This is a genomic window from Morganella psychrotolerans (genome assembly GCF_001676155.1).
Taxonomy (GTDB): Bacteria; Pseudomonadota; Gammaproteobacteria; order Enterobacterales; family Enterobacteriaceae; genus Morganella; species Morganella psychrotolerans.
Genome location: NZ_LZEW01000001.1, coordinates 35,026 through 54,694, shown reverse-complemented (window position 1 = coordinate 54,694; position 19,669 = coordinate 35,026). Strand labels below are relative to the sequence as shown.

Annotated in this window: 15 protein-coding genes; 3 read left to right on the top strand and 12 right to left on the bottom strand. The window is 51.2% G+C overall.

The genetic code is table 11. From position 1 onward, the window contains the following. The 12 genes from mraY to leuO form a co-directional block, all read right to left on the bottom strand. Positions 1-1,083 carry a phospho-N-acetylmuramoyl-pentapeptide-transferase gene (mraY, locus tag AYY16_RS00210; protein ID WP_067360507.1) on the bottom strand — a complete coding sequence of 361 codons (1,083 nt, stop codon included), beginning with the start codon at positions 1,081-1,083 and terminating at the stop codon, positions 1-3. After that, positions 1,077-2,450 (bottom strand): UDP-N-acetylmuramoyl-tripeptide--D-alanyl-D-alanine ligase, encoded by a 1,374-nt coding sequence (gene murF, locus AYY16_RS00205; protein ID WP_067360504.1) that lies wholly within the window; start codon positions 2,448-2,450, stop codon positions 1,077-1,079. The genes mraY and murF overlap by 7 nt, the downstream gene beginning before the upstream one ends. Continuing rightward, positions 2,447-3,934, bottom strand: coding sequence for a UDP-N-acetylmuramoyl-L-alanyl-D-glutamate--2,6-diaminopimelate ligase (murE, locus tag AYY16_RS00200; protein WP_067360501.1), 1,488 nt, complete (start codon positions 3,932-3,934; stop codon positions 2,447-2,449). The genes murF and murE overlap by 4 nt, the downstream gene beginning before the upstream one ends. Beyond that, positions 3,921-5,669, bottom strand: a complete 1,749-nt coding sequence (gene ftsI, locus AYY16_RS00195; RefSeq protein ID WP_067360498.1) for a peptidoglycan glycosyltransferase FtsI — start codon at positions 5,667-5,669, stop codon at positions 3,921-3,923. The genes murE and ftsI overlap by 14 nt, the downstream gene beginning before the upstream one ends. Before the next feature lie 53 nt (positions 5,670-5,722). Continuing rightward, positions 5,723-6,040, bottom strand: coding sequence for a cell division protein FtsL (ftsL, locus tag AYY16_RS00190; protein WP_067360495.1), 318 nt, complete (start codon positions 6,038-6,040; stop codon positions 5,723-5,725). Continuing rightward, positions 6,037-6,987: a 16S rRNA (cytosine(1402)-N(4))-methyltransferase RsmH gene (gene rsmH, locus AYY16_RS00185; RefSeq protein WP_067360491.1), complete on the bottom strand. Its 951-nt coding sequence runs from the start codon at positions 6,985-6,987 to the stop codon at positions 6,037-6,039. The genes ftsL and rsmH overlap by 4 nt, the downstream gene beginning before the upstream one ends. Continuing rightward, positions 6,988-7,446, bottom strand: coding sequence for a division/cell wall cluster transcriptional repressor MraZ (mraZ, locus tag AYY16_RS00180; RefSeq protein ID WP_067360489.1), 459 nt, complete (start codon positions 7,444-7,446; stop codon positions 6,988-6,990). A 671-nt stretch (positions 7,447-8,117) separates the two neighbouring features. Continuing rightward, positions 8,118-9,122 (bottom strand): catabolite repressor/activator, encoded by a 1,005-nt coding sequence (gene cra, locus AYY16_RS00175; RefSeq protein ID WP_067360487.1) that lies wholly within the window; start codon positions 9,120-9,122, stop codon positions 8,118-8,120. An 83-nt stretch (positions 9,123-9,205) separates the two neighbouring features. Continuing rightward, positions 9,206-9,697 carry an acetolactate synthase small subunit gene (ilvN, locus tag AYY16_RS00170; RefSeq protein WP_067360484.1) on the bottom strand — a complete coding sequence of 164 codons (492 nt, stop codon included), beginning with the start codon at positions 9,695-9,697 and terminating at the stop codon, positions 9,206-9,208. Between the two features lie 2 nt (positions 9,698-9,699). Beyond that, positions 9,700-11,421, bottom strand: coding sequence for an acetolactate synthase 3 large subunit (ilvI, locus tag AYY16_RS00165; protein ID WP_067360478.1), 1,722 nt, complete (start codon positions 11,419-11,421; stop codon positions 9,700-9,702). 284 nt (positions 11,422-11,705) lie between these two features. Next, positions 11,706-13,514 carry an AMP-dependent synthetase/ligase gene (locus tag AYY16_RS00160; protein WP_067360475.1) on the bottom strand — a complete coding sequence of 603 codons (1,809 nt, stop codon included), beginning with the start codon at positions 13,512-13,514 and terminating at the stop codon, positions 11,706-11,708. A gap of 213 nt (positions 13,515-13,727) precedes the next feature. After that, positions 13,728-14,675, bottom strand: coding sequence for a transcriptional regulator LeuO (gene leuO / locus AYY16_RS00155; protein ID WP_067360472.1), 948 nt, complete (start codon positions 14,673-14,675; stop codon positions 13,728-13,730). An 869-nt stretch (positions 14,676-15,544) separates the two neighbouring features. Here leuO and leuA point away from each other — a divergent pair. From leuA to leuC, 3 genes are read left to right on the top strand one after another with little or no spacing between them, the layout of a single operon-like run. Continuing rightward, positions 15,545-17,131 carry a 2-isopropylmalate synthase gene (gene leuA / locus AYY16_RS00150; protein WP_067360469.1) on the top strand — a complete coding sequence of 529 codons (1,587 nt, stop codon included), beginning with the start codon at positions 15,545-15,547 and terminating at the stop codon, positions 17,129-17,131. A 2-nt stretch (positions 17,132-17,133) separates the two neighbouring features. After that, positions 17,134-18,249, top strand: a complete 1,116-nt coding sequence (leuB, locus tag AYY16_RS00145) for a 3-isopropylmalate dehydrogenase (RefSeq protein WP_067360466.1) — start codon at positions 17,134-17,136, stop codon at positions 18,247-18,249. Between the two features lies 1 nt (position 18,250). After that, positions 18,251-19,663 (top strand): 3-isopropylmalate dehydratase large subunit, encoded by a 1,413-nt coding sequence (gene leuC / locus AYY16_RS00140; RefSeq protein WP_067360463.1) that lies wholly within the window; start codon positions 18,251-18,253, stop codon positions 19,661-19,663. Positions 19,664-19,669 lie beyond the last annotated feature (6 nt).

The following is a 19,669-nucleotide window of genomic DNA, read 5'->3' as shown; positions in this document are numbered from 1 at the left end:
TTAACGTACCTTGAGTGTCGCCAGACCAATAAGCACTAACATCAGAGAGATAATCCAGAAACGGACAATCACCCGCGGTTCAGGCCAGCCTTTTAATTCATAATGATGATGAATAGGTGCCATCCGGAAGATACGCTGACCGCGTAACTTGAAGGAGCCAACCTGTAAAATCACCGACAGTGTTTCTGCCACAAATACGCCACCCATAATCAGCAGCAGGAATTCCTGACGCAGCAGTACAGCAATCGTTCCGAGCGCCCCTCCGAGTGCCAGCGAGCCGACATCACCCATGAAAACCTGCGCCGGATAGGTGTTAAACCAGAGGAAACCAAGCCCCGCCCCGACAATTGCCGTGCAGACAATCACCAATTCCCCGGCATACGGCAGATACGGAATGCTCAGATAATGTGCAAAATTTACGTTACCGGTCGCCCAGGCCACCAGTGCAAATCCGGCGGCAACAAAGACCGTCGGCATAATTGCCAGACCATCCAGACCATCAGTTAAATTCACCGCGTTGCTGGTGCCGACAATCACAAAGTAAGCCAGCAGGATATAAAGCAGACCCAGCTGCGGCATCACATCTTTAAAGAACGGCACAACTAACTGTGTGGCTGCCGTGTCTTTACCGATGGCATACATACTGAATGCAACCGCCAGCGCCAGCACGGACTGCCAGAAATATTTCCAGCGGGCAATCAGCCCTTTGGTGTCTTTGCGCACCACTTTGCGGTAATCATCCACAAAACCGACAACGCCGTAGCCGATGAGTACCAGCAGCACACACCAGACATACGGGTTATCCAGCCGCGCCCACAGCAGCACTGAAATAACGATAGAGAAGAGGATCATCATGCCGCCCATCGTCGGCGTGCCACGCTTACTGAAGTGCGATTCAGGTCCTTCGCTGCGGACAACCTGACCAATCTGCATTCTCTGAAGATACGCAATCACATGCGGTCCCATCCATAATGCAATAATCAGTGAGGTCAGCAGACCAACAATGGCGCGGAACGTCAGATACGAAAAGACGTTAAACGCAGTATGGAACTGCACCAGATATTCGGCCAGCCAGGTCAGCATGGGATAGTCTCCTGCAAGGCGTGCACAACTTCTTCCATTGCGGAGCTGCGTGAACCTTTAACTAAAATTGAAATGGACGGATGCTGAGCTAACAACGGGGTCAGCTCAGCGATTAAGGTTGATTTATCAGCAAAATGGCGTCCCTGACATTCGTCGCTGATATAGTGACTGAACTTACCGACACTAAAGACGGCGTCCAGTCCGGCGTCGCGGGCTGCCTGCCCGACTTTGCGGTGGTTCGCCTGTGCGTATTCACCTAATTCTGCAATATCACCGGTGACCAGGATACGGTAGCCCGGTAATTGTGCCAGCACACGGATAGCAGCAATCAGTGAGCCGTCATTAGCATTGTAGGTGTCATCCACCAACAGTTTGCCCGGCGCCAGTGCTATCGGGTATAAACGCCCCGGCACTGCTCTGACCTGCGCCAGTCCGCTGCGAATATCCGTCAGTGTTGCACCGGCGGATATTGCCAGCGCGGCAGCAGCCAGTGCATTCGCAATATTATGGCGGCCCGGTAACGGCAGGGTGACAGCGGTACTGCCAGCCGGTGTGTGAAGTGTAAAATCAGTCGTCAGCGGGTTTATCACCACGTTTGTGGCGTAAAAATCTGCCTGCGGGTGCGGATCAACGGAAAAGCACCAGCGGGTCTGGCGGGATGTCAGATGTGACTGCCAGTTCGCAAGGTCATTGCTCTCCAGATTGATGATTGCCGTGCCCTCGTCAGTCAGACCGGCAAAAATCTCGCCTTTTGCCTGCGCTATCGCGTCGGCAGAACCGAACTCACCAATGTGCGCGGCAAACAGATTATTAACCAGCGCCGTCTGCGGGCAGGTCATCGCAACCGTGTACGCAATCTCGCCGGTATGATTGGCACCCAGCTCGATAACAGCAAACTGATGTTTTTCCGTCAGACGCAGTAAGGTCAGCGGCACACCAATATCATTATTGAAATTGCCGGCAGTAAACAGGGTTTCACCCGCCTGCTGTAAAATAGCCGCCGTCATTTCTTTGACGGAGGTTTTACCGGATGATCCGGTGAGCGCAACCACCTTTGCCTGACTGCGCAGGCGGTTACCTTTTGCAATCGCGCCCAGCGCAATGCGGGTATCATCTACAATAATCTGCGGGCAGTTAACCTCTGTACGGCGGTTAACCACCACGGCTGTGACACCTTTCGCTACCACATCCTGAATAAAATCGTGCGCATCAAAATGCTCACCTGCCAGGGCGATAAACAGGGCGTTACTGCCGATAGTGCGACTGTCTGTTGTGACGCTTTCAACCTGTTCTGATGCCGCATGACCGCTGAGGATAAGCTCCCCGCCGGTCAGTTGTGCGATGTCAGCAAGAGAGACGGGTATCATGCGAGCACTCCCAGCAACCGGGCGACTGTCAGACGATCGGAATAGTCCAGACGGCGGCTGCCGACCAACTGATAATCTTCATGACCTTTCCCTGCCACCAGCACCACGTCGTCGGCTTTCGCCTGCATCACCGCAAAGGTGACGGCTTCGGCGCGTCCCGGGATAGGCAGTGCGCGCGAGGTATCAACCAGACCGGACATGATGTCATTGATAATTGCCTGTGGCTCTTCGCTGCGCGGATTGTCGTCTGTTATCACCACCACATCAGACTCCTGCTCGGCAATTGCCCCCATCAGCGGACGTTTGCCTTTATCGCGATCCCCGCCGCAACCAAAGACACACCAGAGTTTGCCTTTGGTATGCAGGCGCGCCGCACTCAGGGCTTTTTCCAGTGCGTCCGGGGTGTGAGCGTAATCAACCACAACAGTCGGACGGTTTTCAGCACTGAACACTTCCATGCGCCCGCAGACCGGCGCTAAAGACGTTGCACTGCGCAGTAAGCTGTTCAGTTCATAACCCAGCGCCAGCAGTGTTGCCGCCGCGACTAACAGGTTACTGACGTTAAACGCGCCCATTAACGGGCTGTCCAGTTCGCCGTCACCCCAGCTTGAGGTAAAGGTGATATGTGCGCCGCTGTCGTGATAATCCACCGCAGTCGCTTTCAGAAAGCGCCCCTGCCAGTTTGCCGGCAGACGGTTTTCCATGGTAACAGCAACTGCCTGAGGCAGATTCGCCAGCCATTTTTGCCCTGTCTCATCATCCGCATTAATAATTTTTTGTTCGCTGTGATGGGTTGAGAAGAGCAGCCATTTGGCGGCTTCGTAATTGGCCATATCGCCGTGATAATCAAGATGATCACGACTTAAATTTGTGAACACAGCCGCCCGGAACGCCAACGCGGCAACACGGCTCTGTACCAGACCGTGAGAGGAGACTTCCATTGCTGCAACGGTTGCACCTTTGGCTGCCAGTTTGTCCAGCTCAAGCTGAATATCAACAGCAGAGCCCGTGGTATTTTCTGTCGGGATAACATGCCCGAGCAAGCCGTTACCGACCGTTCCCATCACCGCACTGGTTTCACCCATTGCCTGTGTCCACTGTGCGAGCAGTTGCGTGGTGGTGGTTTTGCCGTTCGTGCCGGTAACACCAATCAGTTTCAGGCGCTGCGCCGGGTGGTGGTAAAACTCACCCGCCAGACGGGATAATTTTTCATTGAGGTGGCTCAGATACACAACCGGTACGCCGTGCAGGATCTGTACGCTGCCGTCTTCTGCCGTGCCTTCCGCTTCGGCTACAACCGCCGCCACACCCTGTGCAATCGCCTGAGGAATATAGTGACGTCCGTCCGACTGATGACCTTTTACCGCCAGGAACAGATCTCCGGCAGCCGCTTTGCGACTGTCTAAGGTCATATCACGTAACGCCTTCGCCGGTGCATCAACACCGAGCGGCGCGAGTAAATCGCGCAAATTACGATCTGCCACTTGTACCCTCTTTTGGTTTTGTAGTAACCACGTCGTTAGTTTGTTCTTCCGGCGGCAACGCGTCGGGTTCCACATTCATTGTGCGCAAAACACCGCCCATGATGGCACCGAATACCGGTGCGGAGATCGCACCCCCGTAATACTTGCCGCCCTGCGGGTCATTGATAATCACAACCAGCGCAAAGCGTGGACGACTCGCCGGTGCGACACCGGCGGTATACGCGATATAACGGTTAACATATTTCCCGTCGTCGCCCACTTTTTTCGCCGTCCCGGTTTTAATCGCCACGCGATACCCTTTGATAGCCGCGCGCGTTCCGCCGCCGCCGGGTAATGCCACACTTTCCATCATCTGAACCACGGTTTTCATCACCGGCTCAGGGAAGACACGGGTGCCCGGCACCGGCGGATCGACTTTTGTGATGGAGAGCGGGCGGTAAATCCCGAAACTGCCTATTGTTGCGTAAGCCCGCGCTAACTGTAACGGTGTTACCATCAGCCCGTAGCCAAAAGAAAAGGTGGCCCTTTCAAGTTCCGACCACCGTGTTTTTTTACTTGGATATATGCCACTGCTTTCTCCGACCAGCCCCAGATTGGTCGGTCTTCCCAGCCCGAAACGCGAATAGACGTCCACGAGTTCCTGAGCGGGCATCGCTAACGCAAGTCGTGAAACCCCTACGTTACTCGATTTCTGTAAAATACCTGTGATGGTCAGTTCGGCATAACGCCCGACATCCTTGATTTCATGACCACTGATTCGGTATGGATAGGTATTCACCACGCTGTTAGGTTTGATGATGTTATTGTGCAGAGCACTCATAACCACCATCGGTTTTACCGTCGAGCCCGGTTCAAAAATATCGGTAATAGCGCGGTTGCGCATCGAATCTTTCGGTGTACCCTGGAGATTGTTCGGGTTGTATGACGGGCTGTTTGCCATCGCCAGAATCTCCCCGGTATTCACATCCACCAGAATCGCCGTGCCGGATTCGGCTTTATTCAGCGCCACCGCACTGCTGATTTCACGGAACACCAGTGCCTGTAAACGCTCATCAATACTGAGCGTCAGGTTATGACCCGCCTGGCTTTCCTGAGAAATCGTATCTTCAATCACCCGTCCGCTGCGATCTTTACGGACTGTGCGCTGTCCCGGCACCCCAGTCAGCCAGCGGTCGAAACTCTTCTCAACCCCTTCAATACCCTGGTCATCGATATTCGTGACACCAATGATATGAGCCGTCACCGAGCCTGCCGGATAGTAACGTTTTGATTCCGCCTGGAGATAGATACCCGGCAGATTCAGTTTTTTCACATAATCGCCGATGGTCGGGTTAACCTGACGTGCCAGATACACAAAGCGGCCTTTCGGGTTTGCCGTGACTTTGCGCTTAACCTGATCCAGCGGAATATTCAGCGCTTCAGACAGCGCGCGCCAGCGGGTGTCATCCCCTACCCCGCCTTTGTCCGCTAACTCTTTCGGATCAGCCCAGACGGCATTTACCGGCACACTGACAGCCAGCGGGCGACCCATGCGGTCACTTACCATGCCGCGGGCTGTCGGGATTTCCTGAACCCGCAGGGAGCGCATATCCCCTTCTTTGACCAGCATGTCCGGGTTAATAATCTGTAAATACGCCACCCGTATCAGCAGTGCGGCTAACGCAAGACCAATCCCGCCGCATAACAACGCAAAACGCCAGCTTATAAAACTGGCTTTTTCTTCCGGGCGCTTAATACGGGCGCCACCGCGTGTTTTGCCTGCTGTTTTTTTTGCTCTTCATGCCTTCGTCATTTTGTTACGACAATTTGTTCATTTGCAGGATCCACATGCTGCATGCTGAGACGCTCAACAGACATACGCTCCACACGGCTGTGATCCCCTAATGCGTTCTCTTCCAGAATCAGATTACGCCACTCGATATCCAGCGAATTACGTTCCAGCACAAGGTGCTCCCGCTCAGCGGTCAGCAGACGCGTTTTATGTGCCGTGATCACCACAAAAATGGCACTGATTATCACGGCGACAAATAAAATCGCAGGGATAAACCCGTGGCGTAACATATCACGGCAGATAACGCGGGCTAAATTGTGCCGTTCCGTTGTCATTCGTTATCTACTTTCTCAGCAAAACGCAGAACAGAACTGCGCGCGCGCGGATTAACACTGATTTCCTGCTCAGACGGTTTCATTTTTCCCGCCAGTTTCAGTGATGGTGTACCGTGCGCTTTCAACTGAGCTTCTGTCAGCGGTAATCCGCGCGGAACCTGCGGACCACGGCTCTCATTACGCATAAACTGCTTAACAATCCGGTCTTCCAGTGAATGGAAGCTGATTACCGATAAACGCCCGCCGGGTGCCAGAATGCTTAATGCACCTGTCAGCGCCTGGCGGATTTCATCCAGTTCACTGTTCACATAAATACGGATAGCCTGGAAGCTGCGTGTTGCCGGATGTTTATGTTTTTCTGTCACCGGAGAAACCGCTGCTATCAGTGACGCAAGGTGTTTTGTTCTTGTCAGCGGCTCTTCAGTCTGATTACGCTCAACAATGGCGCGGGCAATACGTTTGGAAAAACGCTCTTCACCAAAATTTTTCAGTACCCACGCAATATCTTCTTCTTTCGCTTCTGTCAGCCACTGCGCCGCAGAAATACCCCGGGTCGGGTCCATCCGCATATCCAGTGGTCCGTCACGCATAAACGAAAATCCGCGCTCCGGGTCATCCAGTTGCGGGGAAGACACACCCAAATCCAGCAACACGCCGTCAATCTGACCATTCAGTCCCAGGTCATTGACGTATCCGGCAATACCGGAAAACGGACCGTGAACGATGGAAAAACGCGGATCGTCAATCAGTGCTGCGGCAGCAATCGCCTGCGGATCACGGTCTATTGCTATCAGACGGCCCTGTTCACCAAGCTGCGATAAAATCAGACGGGAATGCCCGCCACGGCCAAATGTACCGTCGATATAAATTCCGTCTTTACGGATAGTTAATCCGTTGACGGCCTCGTCCAGTAAGACACTGGTATGCTGAAACTGACTCTCTGTCATTTAAAGTGATAAATCCTGTAACCGGGCTGATAAAGGTTCAGATGCCGTCTGTTCGGCGGAAATGTCATCCTGCACCTGCTGATACCAGGTTTGTTCATCCCACAATTCAAACTTATTGAACTGTCCGACTAACATAACCTCTTTGGTTAGCCGCGCATGGGTACGTAACGTACCGGCTAACAAAAGACGTCCTGCGCTGTCCATCTGGCATTCCGCGGCGTGCCCGAGCAGTAACCGCTGAACCCGGCGCTCGGCAGGGATCATAGAGGATAACTGTGCCAGTTTCAGTTCGATCAGTTCCCACTCCGGTAAGGTATAAAGCAACAAACACGGCTGGTGGAGATCGATGGTGCATATCATCTTTCCCTCTGACTTTTCGGCAAGCAGCGACCGGTACCTTGTCGGTACAGTAATCCGCCCTTTGCCATCAAGACTCACCAGTGTTGCACCACGAAACATTCGTTTCTCCGCCCTTTTTTCCCGGATTTACCACATCCACCCACAATTCCCCACTTACAGAGTTTACGAATGGTACGAAAAGCTTGTCAAGCCAGAGCTGACAAGGTTTCGGATCTATCGTCGGGGAACAGGGGGGTGAGAAAATATGGTATTTTTAGCTTCAGGGAACAGAATTCAGGTAACACACTGATTCAAATCAGAAAAAAAAATCACATAATACACACTCAGCTAACAGGGGTAAATTATACCGAATATGATGAAAGAAAGATGCATTTTTGCGAGCCACTACTCACTTTCAGGATAAAAATTCACCGTTACACCATACCGCTCCGGGTTTGTACTCCGGAAAGTCACTTTGCTGTTATTTGTTACACTATGTAATTATTCAATCATTAAAAATTAAATGTTCACCAAATCAATTATATAGGCATAATCTTAATGAGGAAACTATATTGATCCGTAAATATCCTTACCTCAAATAAGTGTATTTACCGATTGAAAATAGCCTGCTGTAAAATTTGTCAATTTCTGTCAATCAGCAAAAATGAAAAAAAAATCTTAGGATTTCTCTTAAAATGAGTTTTTCGGCTATTTTTCCGGGGACTAAATAAAAATACCTATACGTTTTCGTATAGGTATCAGAGTAAACCATAAATTATGGGCCGAAATAATTACCGGCGGCTTAAACTTCCACGACGGCAAAGGTCACGACGGATCCGGGTAATTCCGGCAGCCGGTTTCTGTTTTTCATCAAGACTTGCCAGCACCAGTTCCAGAACACGCTCAGCAATATCGCGGTGACGCTGAGCCACAGACAGAACCGGACACTCCAGGAAATCAAGCAGTTCATGATCACCAAAGGTCGCGATAACCAGCTGATTAGGCAGACGACCACTGCGCGCAAGCGTTGCATCCATCACACCCTGCAACAAAGCAAAAGAGGTGGTAAACAGCGCATCCGGCATCGGATTGCTTTCCAGCCAGGTGTTGAATGCTTTCGCTGAGGCTTCCCGCTCATAACTGCCCGCGTACAGGAAATTCACATTCCGTGCATCGCCTTCCCAGGCTTCACGGAAACCCTGCTCACGCAGGAAGCTGACAGAGAGCTCAGGCAGAGCACCCAGATACACCACAGATTCTGCCGGGAACCGGCGTAATTCAGATGCCAACATTTTGGCATCTTCAAAATCATCCCCGACCACACTGATAAAATGTTCGTTTTCCAGCGCACGGTCAAGCGCGACAATCGGCAATGACCGGTTTGCCCAGCGCTGATAGAACGGATGCTCCGGCGGCAGAGCGGTAGAGACAATAATTGCATCCACCTGACGCTGTAACAGATGCTCCACACAGCGGATTTCGTTATCCGGCTGATCTTCCGAACAGGCTATCAGCAGCTGATAACCCCGGCTCCGTGCCTGGCGTTCGAGATAATTAGCGATACGGGTATAACTGGTATTTTCCAAATCAGGAATAACCAGCCCGATAGAGCGCGTACGACCTGCACGCAAACCTGCCGCAACCGCGTTCGGATGGTAATTATGCTCACGAACCACCGCCATCACTTTTTCGACAGTTTTGTCACTCACACGATATTGTTTTGCTTTTCCGTTGATGACATAACTGGCCGTCGTGCGTGACACACCGGCAAGTCGGGCGATTTCATCCAGTTTCACGTTAACCCCTTACAAATCAGGAACGGCCCTGAAAAGAGGGCCAACAAGAAGAACCCGTAGTTTACCCTTTCACCACGAATATTTCATCGCATTATTTTATCACCCCGCGACATCCCGACGATGCCGGAACGGGCGATTTCGACAATTTCAGCAAAGCCGCGCACTGCATCCAGAAAGGCGTCCAGCTTTTCACTCGTCCCGGTCAGTTGTACGGTATAGAGTGTTGCGGTGACATCCACAATCTGCCCGCGGAAGATATCAGTGCTTCGTTTGATTTCATCACGCGCATAACCGCTTGCCTGTAATTTCACCAGCATCACTTCGCGCTCAATATGCGTTGCGGCACTCAGTTCCGTCACACGGAACACATCCACCAGCTTGTTGAGCTGCTTTTCTATCTGCTCCAGCACACGGGCATCCCCTTTGGTCTGGATCGTCAGACGAAACAATGACGGATCGTCAGTCGGGGCGGCTGTGATACTTTCGATATTATAACCGCGCTGAGAAAAAAGCCCTGCCACACGAGATAAGGCTCCCGTTTCGTTTTCTAATAAGATTGACAGAATCCGCCGCATAATCAGGTCCTCTCCGTTTTGCTTAACCACATTTCATCCATGCCGCCGTTGCGGATGTGCATCGGATAAACATGTTCTTTTTCATCCACCTGCACATCAACAAATACCAGCCGTTTTTCTTCACGGACGATACGCAATGCCTCTGTAAGCTGCTCACGCAATGTGGCTTTGTCGCTGATTGCGATACCTTTGTGTCCGTAGGCTTCCGCCAGTTTTACAAAATCCGGTAATGAGTCCATATACGAGTGTGAATGACGTCCGTCATACACCATGTCCTGCCACTGTTTGACCATGCCGAGGAAGCGGTTGTTCAGATTCAGCACCAGCACCGGCAGATTAAATTGCAGTGCGGTGGAGAGCTCCTGGATATTCATCTGAATGCTGCCGTCACCCGTCACGCAGACAACCATATCGTCCGGTTTTGCCAGCCGGACACCCAGTGCCGCCGGTAAACCGAAACCCATCGTGCCCAGCCCGCCGGAGTTTATCCAGTGACGGGGCTCATCAAACGGGTAATAGAGCGCAGCAAACATCTGATGCTGCCCGACATCAGAGGTCACATACGCGTTGCCTTCCGTCAGTTCCCACAAGGTGCGGATCACTGTCTGCGGCTTGATTTTGTCACCCTTCTCATCTATCGCCAGACACTGCTTTTCTTTCCAGTGATCAATACGCCGCCACCAGTCACACAGCGCGTCCGGATCCTGTCCGTCCTCAAGGGATTCCAGTTGCAGCAGCATCTGTGCCAGACACAGTTTTGCATCCCCGACAATCGGGATATCGGCTGCCACCGTTTTTGAAATGGACGCAGGATCGACATCAATATGAATAATGGTTGCCTCTGGGCAATATTTTTCCAGATTATTGGTTGTCCGGTCATCAAAGCGCACGCCGACCGCAAAAATCACATCACTGTGATGCATGGTATTGTTCGCTTCATACGTTCCGTGCATACCTAACATCCCGACACACTGCGGGTGAGTACCGGGAAATGCACCCAGCCCCATCAGGGAGAGGGCGACCGGCAACCGCAGTTTTTCTGCCAGGGTGAAAATTTCCGGACTGCACTGCGCACTGACAACCCCGCCGCCGACATACATTACCGGACGCTTTGCCTGCATCAGCGTGATAAGCGCGCGTTTTATCTGCCCTTTATGCCCCGCGCCTGTCGGGTTATAAGAGCGCAGACTGACCCGCGCCGGATAGCTGTATTCATGTTTTTGCTGGACGATATCTTTAGGAAAATCAATAACCACAGGTCCCGGTCGTCCGGTTTGTGCCAGATAAAAGGCTTTTTTGATGGTGGCAGGAATATCAGCCACATCATGGATAAGATAGCTGTGTTTCACCACCGGGCGGGAGATCCCCACCATATCGACTTCCTGAAATGCATCGTTGCCGATAAGCGCACTCGCGACCTGCCCTGACAGCACCACCAGCGGCACAGAATCCATATAGGCAGTGGCAATGCCGGTAATCGCATTGGTCGCACCGGGACCGGATGTCACCAGCACCACGCCGGTTTTACCGGTGGCGCGGGCATAGCCGTCCGCCATGTGAACCGCCGCCTGCTCGTGGCGGACAAGAATGTGTCCGATGCCGCCCACCGTGTGCAGTGCGTCATAAATATCCAGCACCGCGCCGCCCGGATAGCCGAAAACATGCGCCACGCCTTCATCAATAAGCGAGCGCACGATCATCTCTGCCCCTGTCAACCTCTCCATAAATGCTCTCCTGCCCGTGATTGCGGGTTATAACTGCAAGTGATGTGTTTGTCTGTTTTTAGTTATCTGAGGATTAACATAACGACAAACTGACGGTGCTGGCAAATGCGTTTTTTCCGCCGCCAATGCTGCACGGAAAGAGGAATAAGGGAAATGTTGTGATCCGCAGACGATCATGCCGGACAGCGCCATATCGCAAAGCAGAGTTCACTGAGAGGAGAGGAAAAACCAACGGGATATAAAAATGGCACCGCACACGAAATGTGCGGCGCCATTTGAGAGAATTACTCGGTATACATGGATTCAATTTCCTGATGATAACGCTGCGCAATCACTTTGCGGCGTAATTTCAGGGTCGGCGTGAGTTCGCCAAGCTCCATAGAGAAGTTCTGCGGCAGCAGTGTAAAGCGTTTGACCTGATGGAATGCGGCAATATTTTTTTGCAGCTCTTTCAGGCGGCTCTCAAACAGTGCCACAATCTGGCTGTTTTTCAGTAACTCCATGCGATCGAGATACTTGAGATTCAGTGCGCGGGCGTGCTCTTCCAGGGTATCAAAACACGGGACAATCAGCGCCGACACAAATTTGCGTGCATCCGCCACAATCGCAATGTGCTCGATAAAACGATCCTGACCCAGCGTGCCTTCCAGCATCTGCGGCGCAATGTATTTGCCGTTGGAGGTTTTCATCAGATCTTTAAGGCGCTCAGTGATAAACAGATTGCCCTGCTCATCCAGCTCACCGGCATCCCCGGTACGCAGCCAGCCATCTTCCGTAAAGGCCTGACGCGTCTCTTCCGGTTTATTGTAATAACCACGCATTACGACAGGTCCGCGCACCTGAATCTCATTTTTCTCACCGATACGCACGTCCACATCCGGCAGCGGCACACCAATCGAACCGAGACGGTAACCGGTATTTTCCCAGCAGGAGACGGTGGCACAAGTTTCAGTCATGCCGTAGCCGTATTTGATATTAATACCGATGGCGAGGAAGAAACGGATAATTTCATCATCCAGACGCGCGCCTGCCGCCGGTAAAAAGCGGATATTGCCGCCCAGAACATCGCGTAATTTACTCAGTACCCGCTGACGGGCAACATTATCACAGCGCGTTGCCAGCCATGACAAGGGTTTTCCCTGCTGTTGTGCATCCAGCGTTTTCTTGCCGGTACGCACTGCCCAGTGGAACAGTGCCCGCTTATACCAGGGTGCCTGCGCCACTTTTTTGTAGATACCGCTGAATACTTTTTCATAGAAACGGGGAACGGCACACATCACCGTTGGTTTCACTGAAATCAGTGCTTCGCGGACTAAGTTGGTGTCACTGAGGTAAACATTGAGCGCCCCGGTGTGCATCACATAAAAGCTCCAGGCACGTTCGAACACATGGGTCAGCGGCAGAAAACTGAGCGAGGTATCATTTTCATTCAGTGTCAGGCGCTCATCATGCAGATAGAGCTGAGCCGCAACATTGCGGTAATCCAGCATCACGCCTTTCGGCTCGCCGGTGGTGCCGGAGGTATAAATAAGGGTGAAGAGGTCGTCAAGTGAACAATCTGCAATCCGCTGACTCAGTTCCTGAGCAGATGCACTGACATCCCGGTCCATAAACTGGTGCAGGGTACAGACGGCAGGATGCGACGGTATGGCGGCCGTTTCCGGATCCATAATAATGATTTTCGCCAATGTCGGGCACTGTTCCAATAATGACAGCGCAATTTCCGCCTGTTTTTGTCCGTCGACGAACAGAATACGCGTCTGCGCATCATTAATAATATAGGCAGCCTGCTCATCATTGCTGGTGGCATACAGCGGCACAACAATGGCGCGGCACTGTAACACAGCCAGATCAACCAGCGTCCACAGGGCGCTGTTGTGTGAAAATATGGCAATATTTTCCTGTATACTCACACCTTCCGCCAGCAGCGCGTGTGCCAGATTTTCACTGAACGCGCCAACCTGCCGCCAGGTATAATCCGTATTCTGTCCCTGTTCACACCACTGACGCAGTGCAATTTTGTCGCCCCGTTGTTGTTTCTGCTGTTGCAGCCGCGTCACTAAATGATAGTGATGCAAATTTGTATTTGTCACACGCGTTTCCTTTACTGTGCCGCCATACTGCGCGGTTCCACGTTATGGAATTACTTTCAGCTTACAGGTGTAAGCTGAGATTTTCAGCAAGTGTAGCTTGTTGTCTGCGGGAACAAAAGCAAATTTAGTTATCTTTGCAATAGCGGGATCACAAAAAAATCCCCCGGCAGGAAAACCGGCCCACCGGGAGGACATCGTGACTTAAATGAGTGATTAAATACTGTGAGTGAACTGGCTCAGCAGCGCTTTCATCCATTGATGACCTTTATCCCGCGCACAGGCTTCATGCCAGATTAGAAATGCCGGGCGGCTGACTTTGTCCCACGGCAGTTGCACTTCCTGGATAGGCAGCAGAGAAGAATAAAGCTGGATAAGCCACTTAGGCGCAATCGCGACCAATTCTGTTTTAGAGACAATATTCAGCACGCTGATTAAATTCGTTCCCTGATAAACAATAGCCCGCAGCAATTCATTGTTTTCGTAGTAGGGTGCGCTGAATGAATCAATTAAATCGAGCGCGACAACCGCATGTTGCTCAGTGAAAATCTGCTTCTCAGAAATAGAGTATTGTACGCGGGGATGATGACGGGCAGCAACCAGTGATAATTGATCGTTAAACAATAAGTGATGGTTATAGTTTGGTTTATCGAAACGATTATAACTGATGGCAAAATCTGTTTCCTGATATTTCAGATCATGCTCAATATTTTTACTCATATATGACTGAATATTGATATTAATTTTTTTACTGTGCTGTTTAACCTGTTCAATGATTTTATCCGTTAAGCGAATATCTAACGGGCTGGATATTGACAGGTTAAATGTCCGCTCACTGGTTGCCGGGTCAAATCCGGCGCCCGGTAACTCATTGTGTACCAGTTGCAGCGCCTGTCTTACAGGGCCGAATAACTGTTTCGCTCTGGCCGTCGGCTGGATGCCCCGCCCGTAACGGACAAATAATTCGTCATTAAACATGACCTTAAGTCTTGACACTGCATTACTGACAGCAGGTTGTGACATACCTAAAAGTTCAGCAGCCCGGGTAACATTCTGCATTTGCATCACCGCATCAAACACGGTCAATAAGTTAAGGTCTACATTACGCAGGTTTGTTTCACCGGATTCTTCTTTTACATCTGCCACTGAGGTGTATTCAGTCATCTTAAACTCCAATAAATTATTATAATGATTTCAATATGAATCATGTCATTAATAGAAATGACAAATAAACGCAAAATTAAAATCCATTATCTCAATTGATTATTAATTTAATAATTGAGTCTCTTCCTTGTACGGTTCTGAATACGCTGATGCGCATCATCATCACGATGCATACTATTTAAATATTTAAAGGCAGTAACTTATTCATATTAGTAATAAACCAACACTGCTTTATTAATTTAATTTTCACGCAGAGAGATAATAAAACAAAGATTGTGTTTATTCATAATTAAATTGTCTTTTATCAGCATAAAAAAATTCAATTTTGCATGTTAACCTAATTAAAAATATACCCAACGTCATTCAGGATGTAGCCGGCGAAAGCACTGCCGGTTACCCGCGTTCCCTGCTTACTCAATTGATTCAGATTATCTGTAAAAAAAATCGTGCTGAAATATTAACCCAATCATTGAGCCAGCTTATAGATGAAAACGCTGATTAATTTTTATAAATTAGTCGATGTCGCTGTATTATGCCCTTTTTTTCTCCGTTCGCTGATATCTCCTGCGAAAGGCCGGTGTTGACATCCCTTGCCATATTCAGTATCAATAATACATCGCACGACACGGCACTCCATCAGGCCATGCTCATCACTCATCAGATATCAACAAAGAAGGTCATTATTATGTCATCCACTTTCCGCCTAAACCGTCTGCTAATTATCGCCTTAACTGCGCGTGGCGGGCTGGTGGCTGAAAGTATGAGGTAAACTTTCTCCCTGAGAGCTGAAGAACCCGCGCAAATGTCGCGGGTTTTTTTATACCTGCAAACCGGAAAACAGAACAAATAAGAATAAAGAGGATCACAACATGAGCGATAACGTCATCATTTTTGATACCACACTGCGTGACGGGGAGCAGGCATTACAGGCCAGTCTCAGTGTCAAAGAGAAATTACAGATTGCATTCCAGCTCGAGCGCATGGGCGTGGATATTATTGAGGCGGGCTTTCCTGTCTCCTCTCCGGGCGACTTTCAGTCTGTTCAGACTATCGCCCGTGAGATTAAAAACAGCCGGATAGCCGCGTTATCGCGCTGTGTTATCGGAGATATTGATGCCGCTGCTGAATCATTGAAAGTCGCGGAAGCATTCAGATTACATATGGTACTGGCGACCTCCGGGATCCACGTCAAAACCAAATTACGCAAAACCTTTGCGGACATCATCGATATGGCGGTCGGCTCCATCAAACATGCCCGCCGCTTTACCGATGACGTCGAATTCTCCTGCGAAGATGCCGGGCGCACTGATATTGATGATTTATGCCGCATTGTGGAAGCCGCAATTAACGCCGGTGCCACCACGGTCAATATCCCTGACACGGTCGGTTACACCACGCCGTATCAGTTCGGCGGGATCATCAGTGAATTATTCAACCGCGTACCCAATATTGATAAAACCATCATTTCAGTCCATTGCCACGATGATTTGGGCATGTCTGTTGCGAACTCCATCACTGCCGTTCAGGCGGGCGCACGACAAATAGAAGGCACAATCAACGGATTAGGCGAACGCGCCGGTAACTGCGCACTGGAAGAAGTGGTGATGGCGATAAAAGTGCGCGAAAAAATGTTAGGCGTGCGCACAGGGATCAACCACAAAGAAATTTACCGCACCAGCCAGTTAGTCAGCCAGTTATGCAACACTCCTGTGCCGCCGAACAAGGCTGTGGTCGGCAGCAATGCTTTCTCTCACTCCTCCGGTATTCACCAGGACGGCGTGATTAAAAACCGCGAAACCTACGAAATCATGACGCCGGACAGCATCGGGTTAAAAGACAATTTAATTAACCTGACCTCCCGCTCCGGACGCGCGGCGGTAAAACACCGCATGGCAGAAATGGGCTATCAGGAAACGGATTATAACCTGGATGAATTGTATGCCGATTTCCTGCAACTGGCGGACAAAAAAGGTCAGGTGTTTGATTATGACCTGGAAGCGCTGGTGTTTATGAAACAACAGCATGCAGAGCCGGAGCACTTCTCTCTGGCATTCATCAATACCCAGTCAGGCACCGGCGTGAAAGCCTCGGCAACAGTCAGAATGCAGGCGGGCACGGAGATTATCTCTGAATCCGCCCAGGGGAACGGTCCTGTTGACGCCGCTTATGAAGCTATCCGCCGGATAGCTGGGTATTCCCTGACACTCGCCTCGTATCAGCTGACCGCCAAAGGTCAGGGAACGGACGCGCTGGGACAGGTCAATATTGTAGTGGAACACGAAGGCCGCAAATACCACGGCATGGGACTGGCTACCGATATTGTGGAGTCATCCGCGCAGGCTATCATTCATGCCATTAACAGCATCTGGCGGGCGGGTCAGGTCAAAGAAGAAAAACAACGAATTCAGTCAGATGACGCAACCAATAACAAGACAGAAACAAAGGAAGCGGTGTAACTATGTCGGAACATAACGCAAAAAAAACATCAGAAAAATACCATGTTGCTGTTTTACCGGGCGACGGAATCGGCCCTGAAATTATGGCACAGGCTTACAAAGTGCTGAATGCCGTACGCGGGCGCTTTAATCTGACCATCTCCACCAGTGAATATGATGTCGGCGGTATCGCTATCGACAATCACGGACACCCGCTGCCGCCTGCCACACTGAAAGGCTGTGAACAGGCTGATGCTGTTTTATTCGGCTCTGTCGGTGGTCCGAAATGGGAAAAACTGCCGCCGGATTCACAGCCGGAGCGTGGTGCACTGCTGCCATTACGTGCTCACTTTAAATTATTCAGTAACCTGCGCCCTGCCAGACTCTATCCGGCGCTGGAAGCATTCTGCCCGCTGCGCAGTGATATCGCCGCACGCGGCTTTGATATCCTGTGTGTCCGCGAACTGACCGGCGGGATCTACTTCGGTCAGCCGAAAGGTCGCGAAGGAGAAGGTAAATATGAGCGTGCTTATGATACCGAGGTATATCACCGCTATGAAATCGAGCGTATCGCCCATATTGCCTTTGCATCCGCACAAAAACGCCGCAAACAAGTGACCTCTATCGACAAAGCCAATGTGCTGCAAAGTTCCGTGTTATGGCGCGAAGTGGTCACTGAGACCGCGCAGCAATATCCGGATGTCGCGCTGTCACACATGTATATCGATAACGCCGCCATGCAGATGGTAAAAGATCCGTCCCAGTTTGATGTCATTCTCTGCTCAAACCTTTTCGGCGACATTATCTCTGATGAGTGCGCCATGATCACAGGCTCCATGGGTATGCTGCCATCTGCCAGTCTGAATGCGGAAAAATTCGGATTATATGAACCGGCGGGCGGCTCCGCGCCTGATATCGCCGGACAAAACATTGCCAATCCGGTCGCACAAATTTTATCTGCTGCCATGATGCTGCGTTTCAGTCTGGGACAGAACGCTGCGGCCGACAGCATCGAAAATGCGGTTAATAACGCCCTGAACGCCGGTTACCGGACAAGAGATGTCGCGGGCAACGGCAAAAGTGTCACCACAAATGAGATGGGCGATATCATCGCGCGATTAATTACAGAAGGGGCTTAAAATGCGCACAGGCAAAACCTTATACCAGAAATTATATGATGCCCATGTGGTTCGTGAAGCGGAAAACGAAACCCCGATCCTGTATATCGACCGCCATCTGGTGCATGAAGTGACCTCACCGCAGGCGTTTGACGGATTACGGGCGAAAAACCGCCCGGTGCGCCGCCCGGAAAAAACCTTTGCCACCATGGATCACAATGTGTCGACGCAAACCAAAGATATCAATGCCTGCGGCGACATGGCGCGCATTCAGATGCAGGAGCTGATGAAAAACTGTGAGGCATTTGGTGTCCGTCTCTATGACTTAAACCATCCGTTTCAGGGCATTGTTCATGTGATGGGACCGGAACAGGGCATTACCCTGCCGGGTATGACCATTGTCTGCGGAGACTCCCACACCGCGACCCACGGCGCGTTCGGCTCCCTGGCATTCGGGATCGGCACATCAGAAGTTGAACATGTATTAGCGACTCAGACACTGAAACAGGCACGGGCAAAAACCCTGAAAATAGAAGTGCGGGGTCAGGTCGCACCCGGTGTCACGGCAAAAGACATTGTGCTGGCAATCATCGGGCGTACCGGCAGCGCAGGCGGGACAGGTTATATCGCGGAATTCTGCGGCGATGCCATCGAAGCGCTCTCCATGGAAGGTCGTATGACAGTGTGTAATATGGCGATTGAAATGGGTGCGAAAGCCGGGATGATTGCCCCGGATCAAACCACATTTGATTATATAAAAGGTCGTCAGTTTGCACCGAAAGAGTCTGACCGGGATGCCGCCGTTGCATACTGGACAACGCTGAAAACAGATGCTGACGCGCAGTTTGATGCCGAAATTATTATTGAGGCCGCCGATATCGCCCCGCAGGTCACCTGGGGTACCAATCCGGGTCAGGTCATTGCTATCAACCAGGCGATACCGGCACCGGACAGCTTCACCGACCCTGTCGAGCGGGCATCGGCTGAAAAAGCACTTGCCTATATGAACCTGACACCCGGCGAAAAATTAACCGATGTAAAAATCGACAAAGTCTTTATCGGCTCCTGCACCAACTCGCGGATTGAAGATTTACGCGCAGCCGCCGCCGTTGCCAAAGGTCGCAAAGTGGCACAGGGCGTACAGGCGATAGTGGTGCCCGGCTCCGGTCCGGTGAAATCGCAGGCAGAAGCGGAAGGTCTGGACAAAATATTTACCGAGGCGGGGTTTGAATGGCGTTTACCGGGCTGCTCCATGTGCCTGGCGATGAACAATGATCGCCTGGAACCGGGTGAGCGCTGCGCCTCCACCAGCAACCGTAACTTTGAAGGACGCCAGGGTCGCGGCGGGCGGACTCATTTAGTCAGCCCGGCAATGGCAGCCGCCGCTGCTGTCACCGGCAGTTTCGCCGATATCCGCACTATTGAAACGCACTGAGCGGGG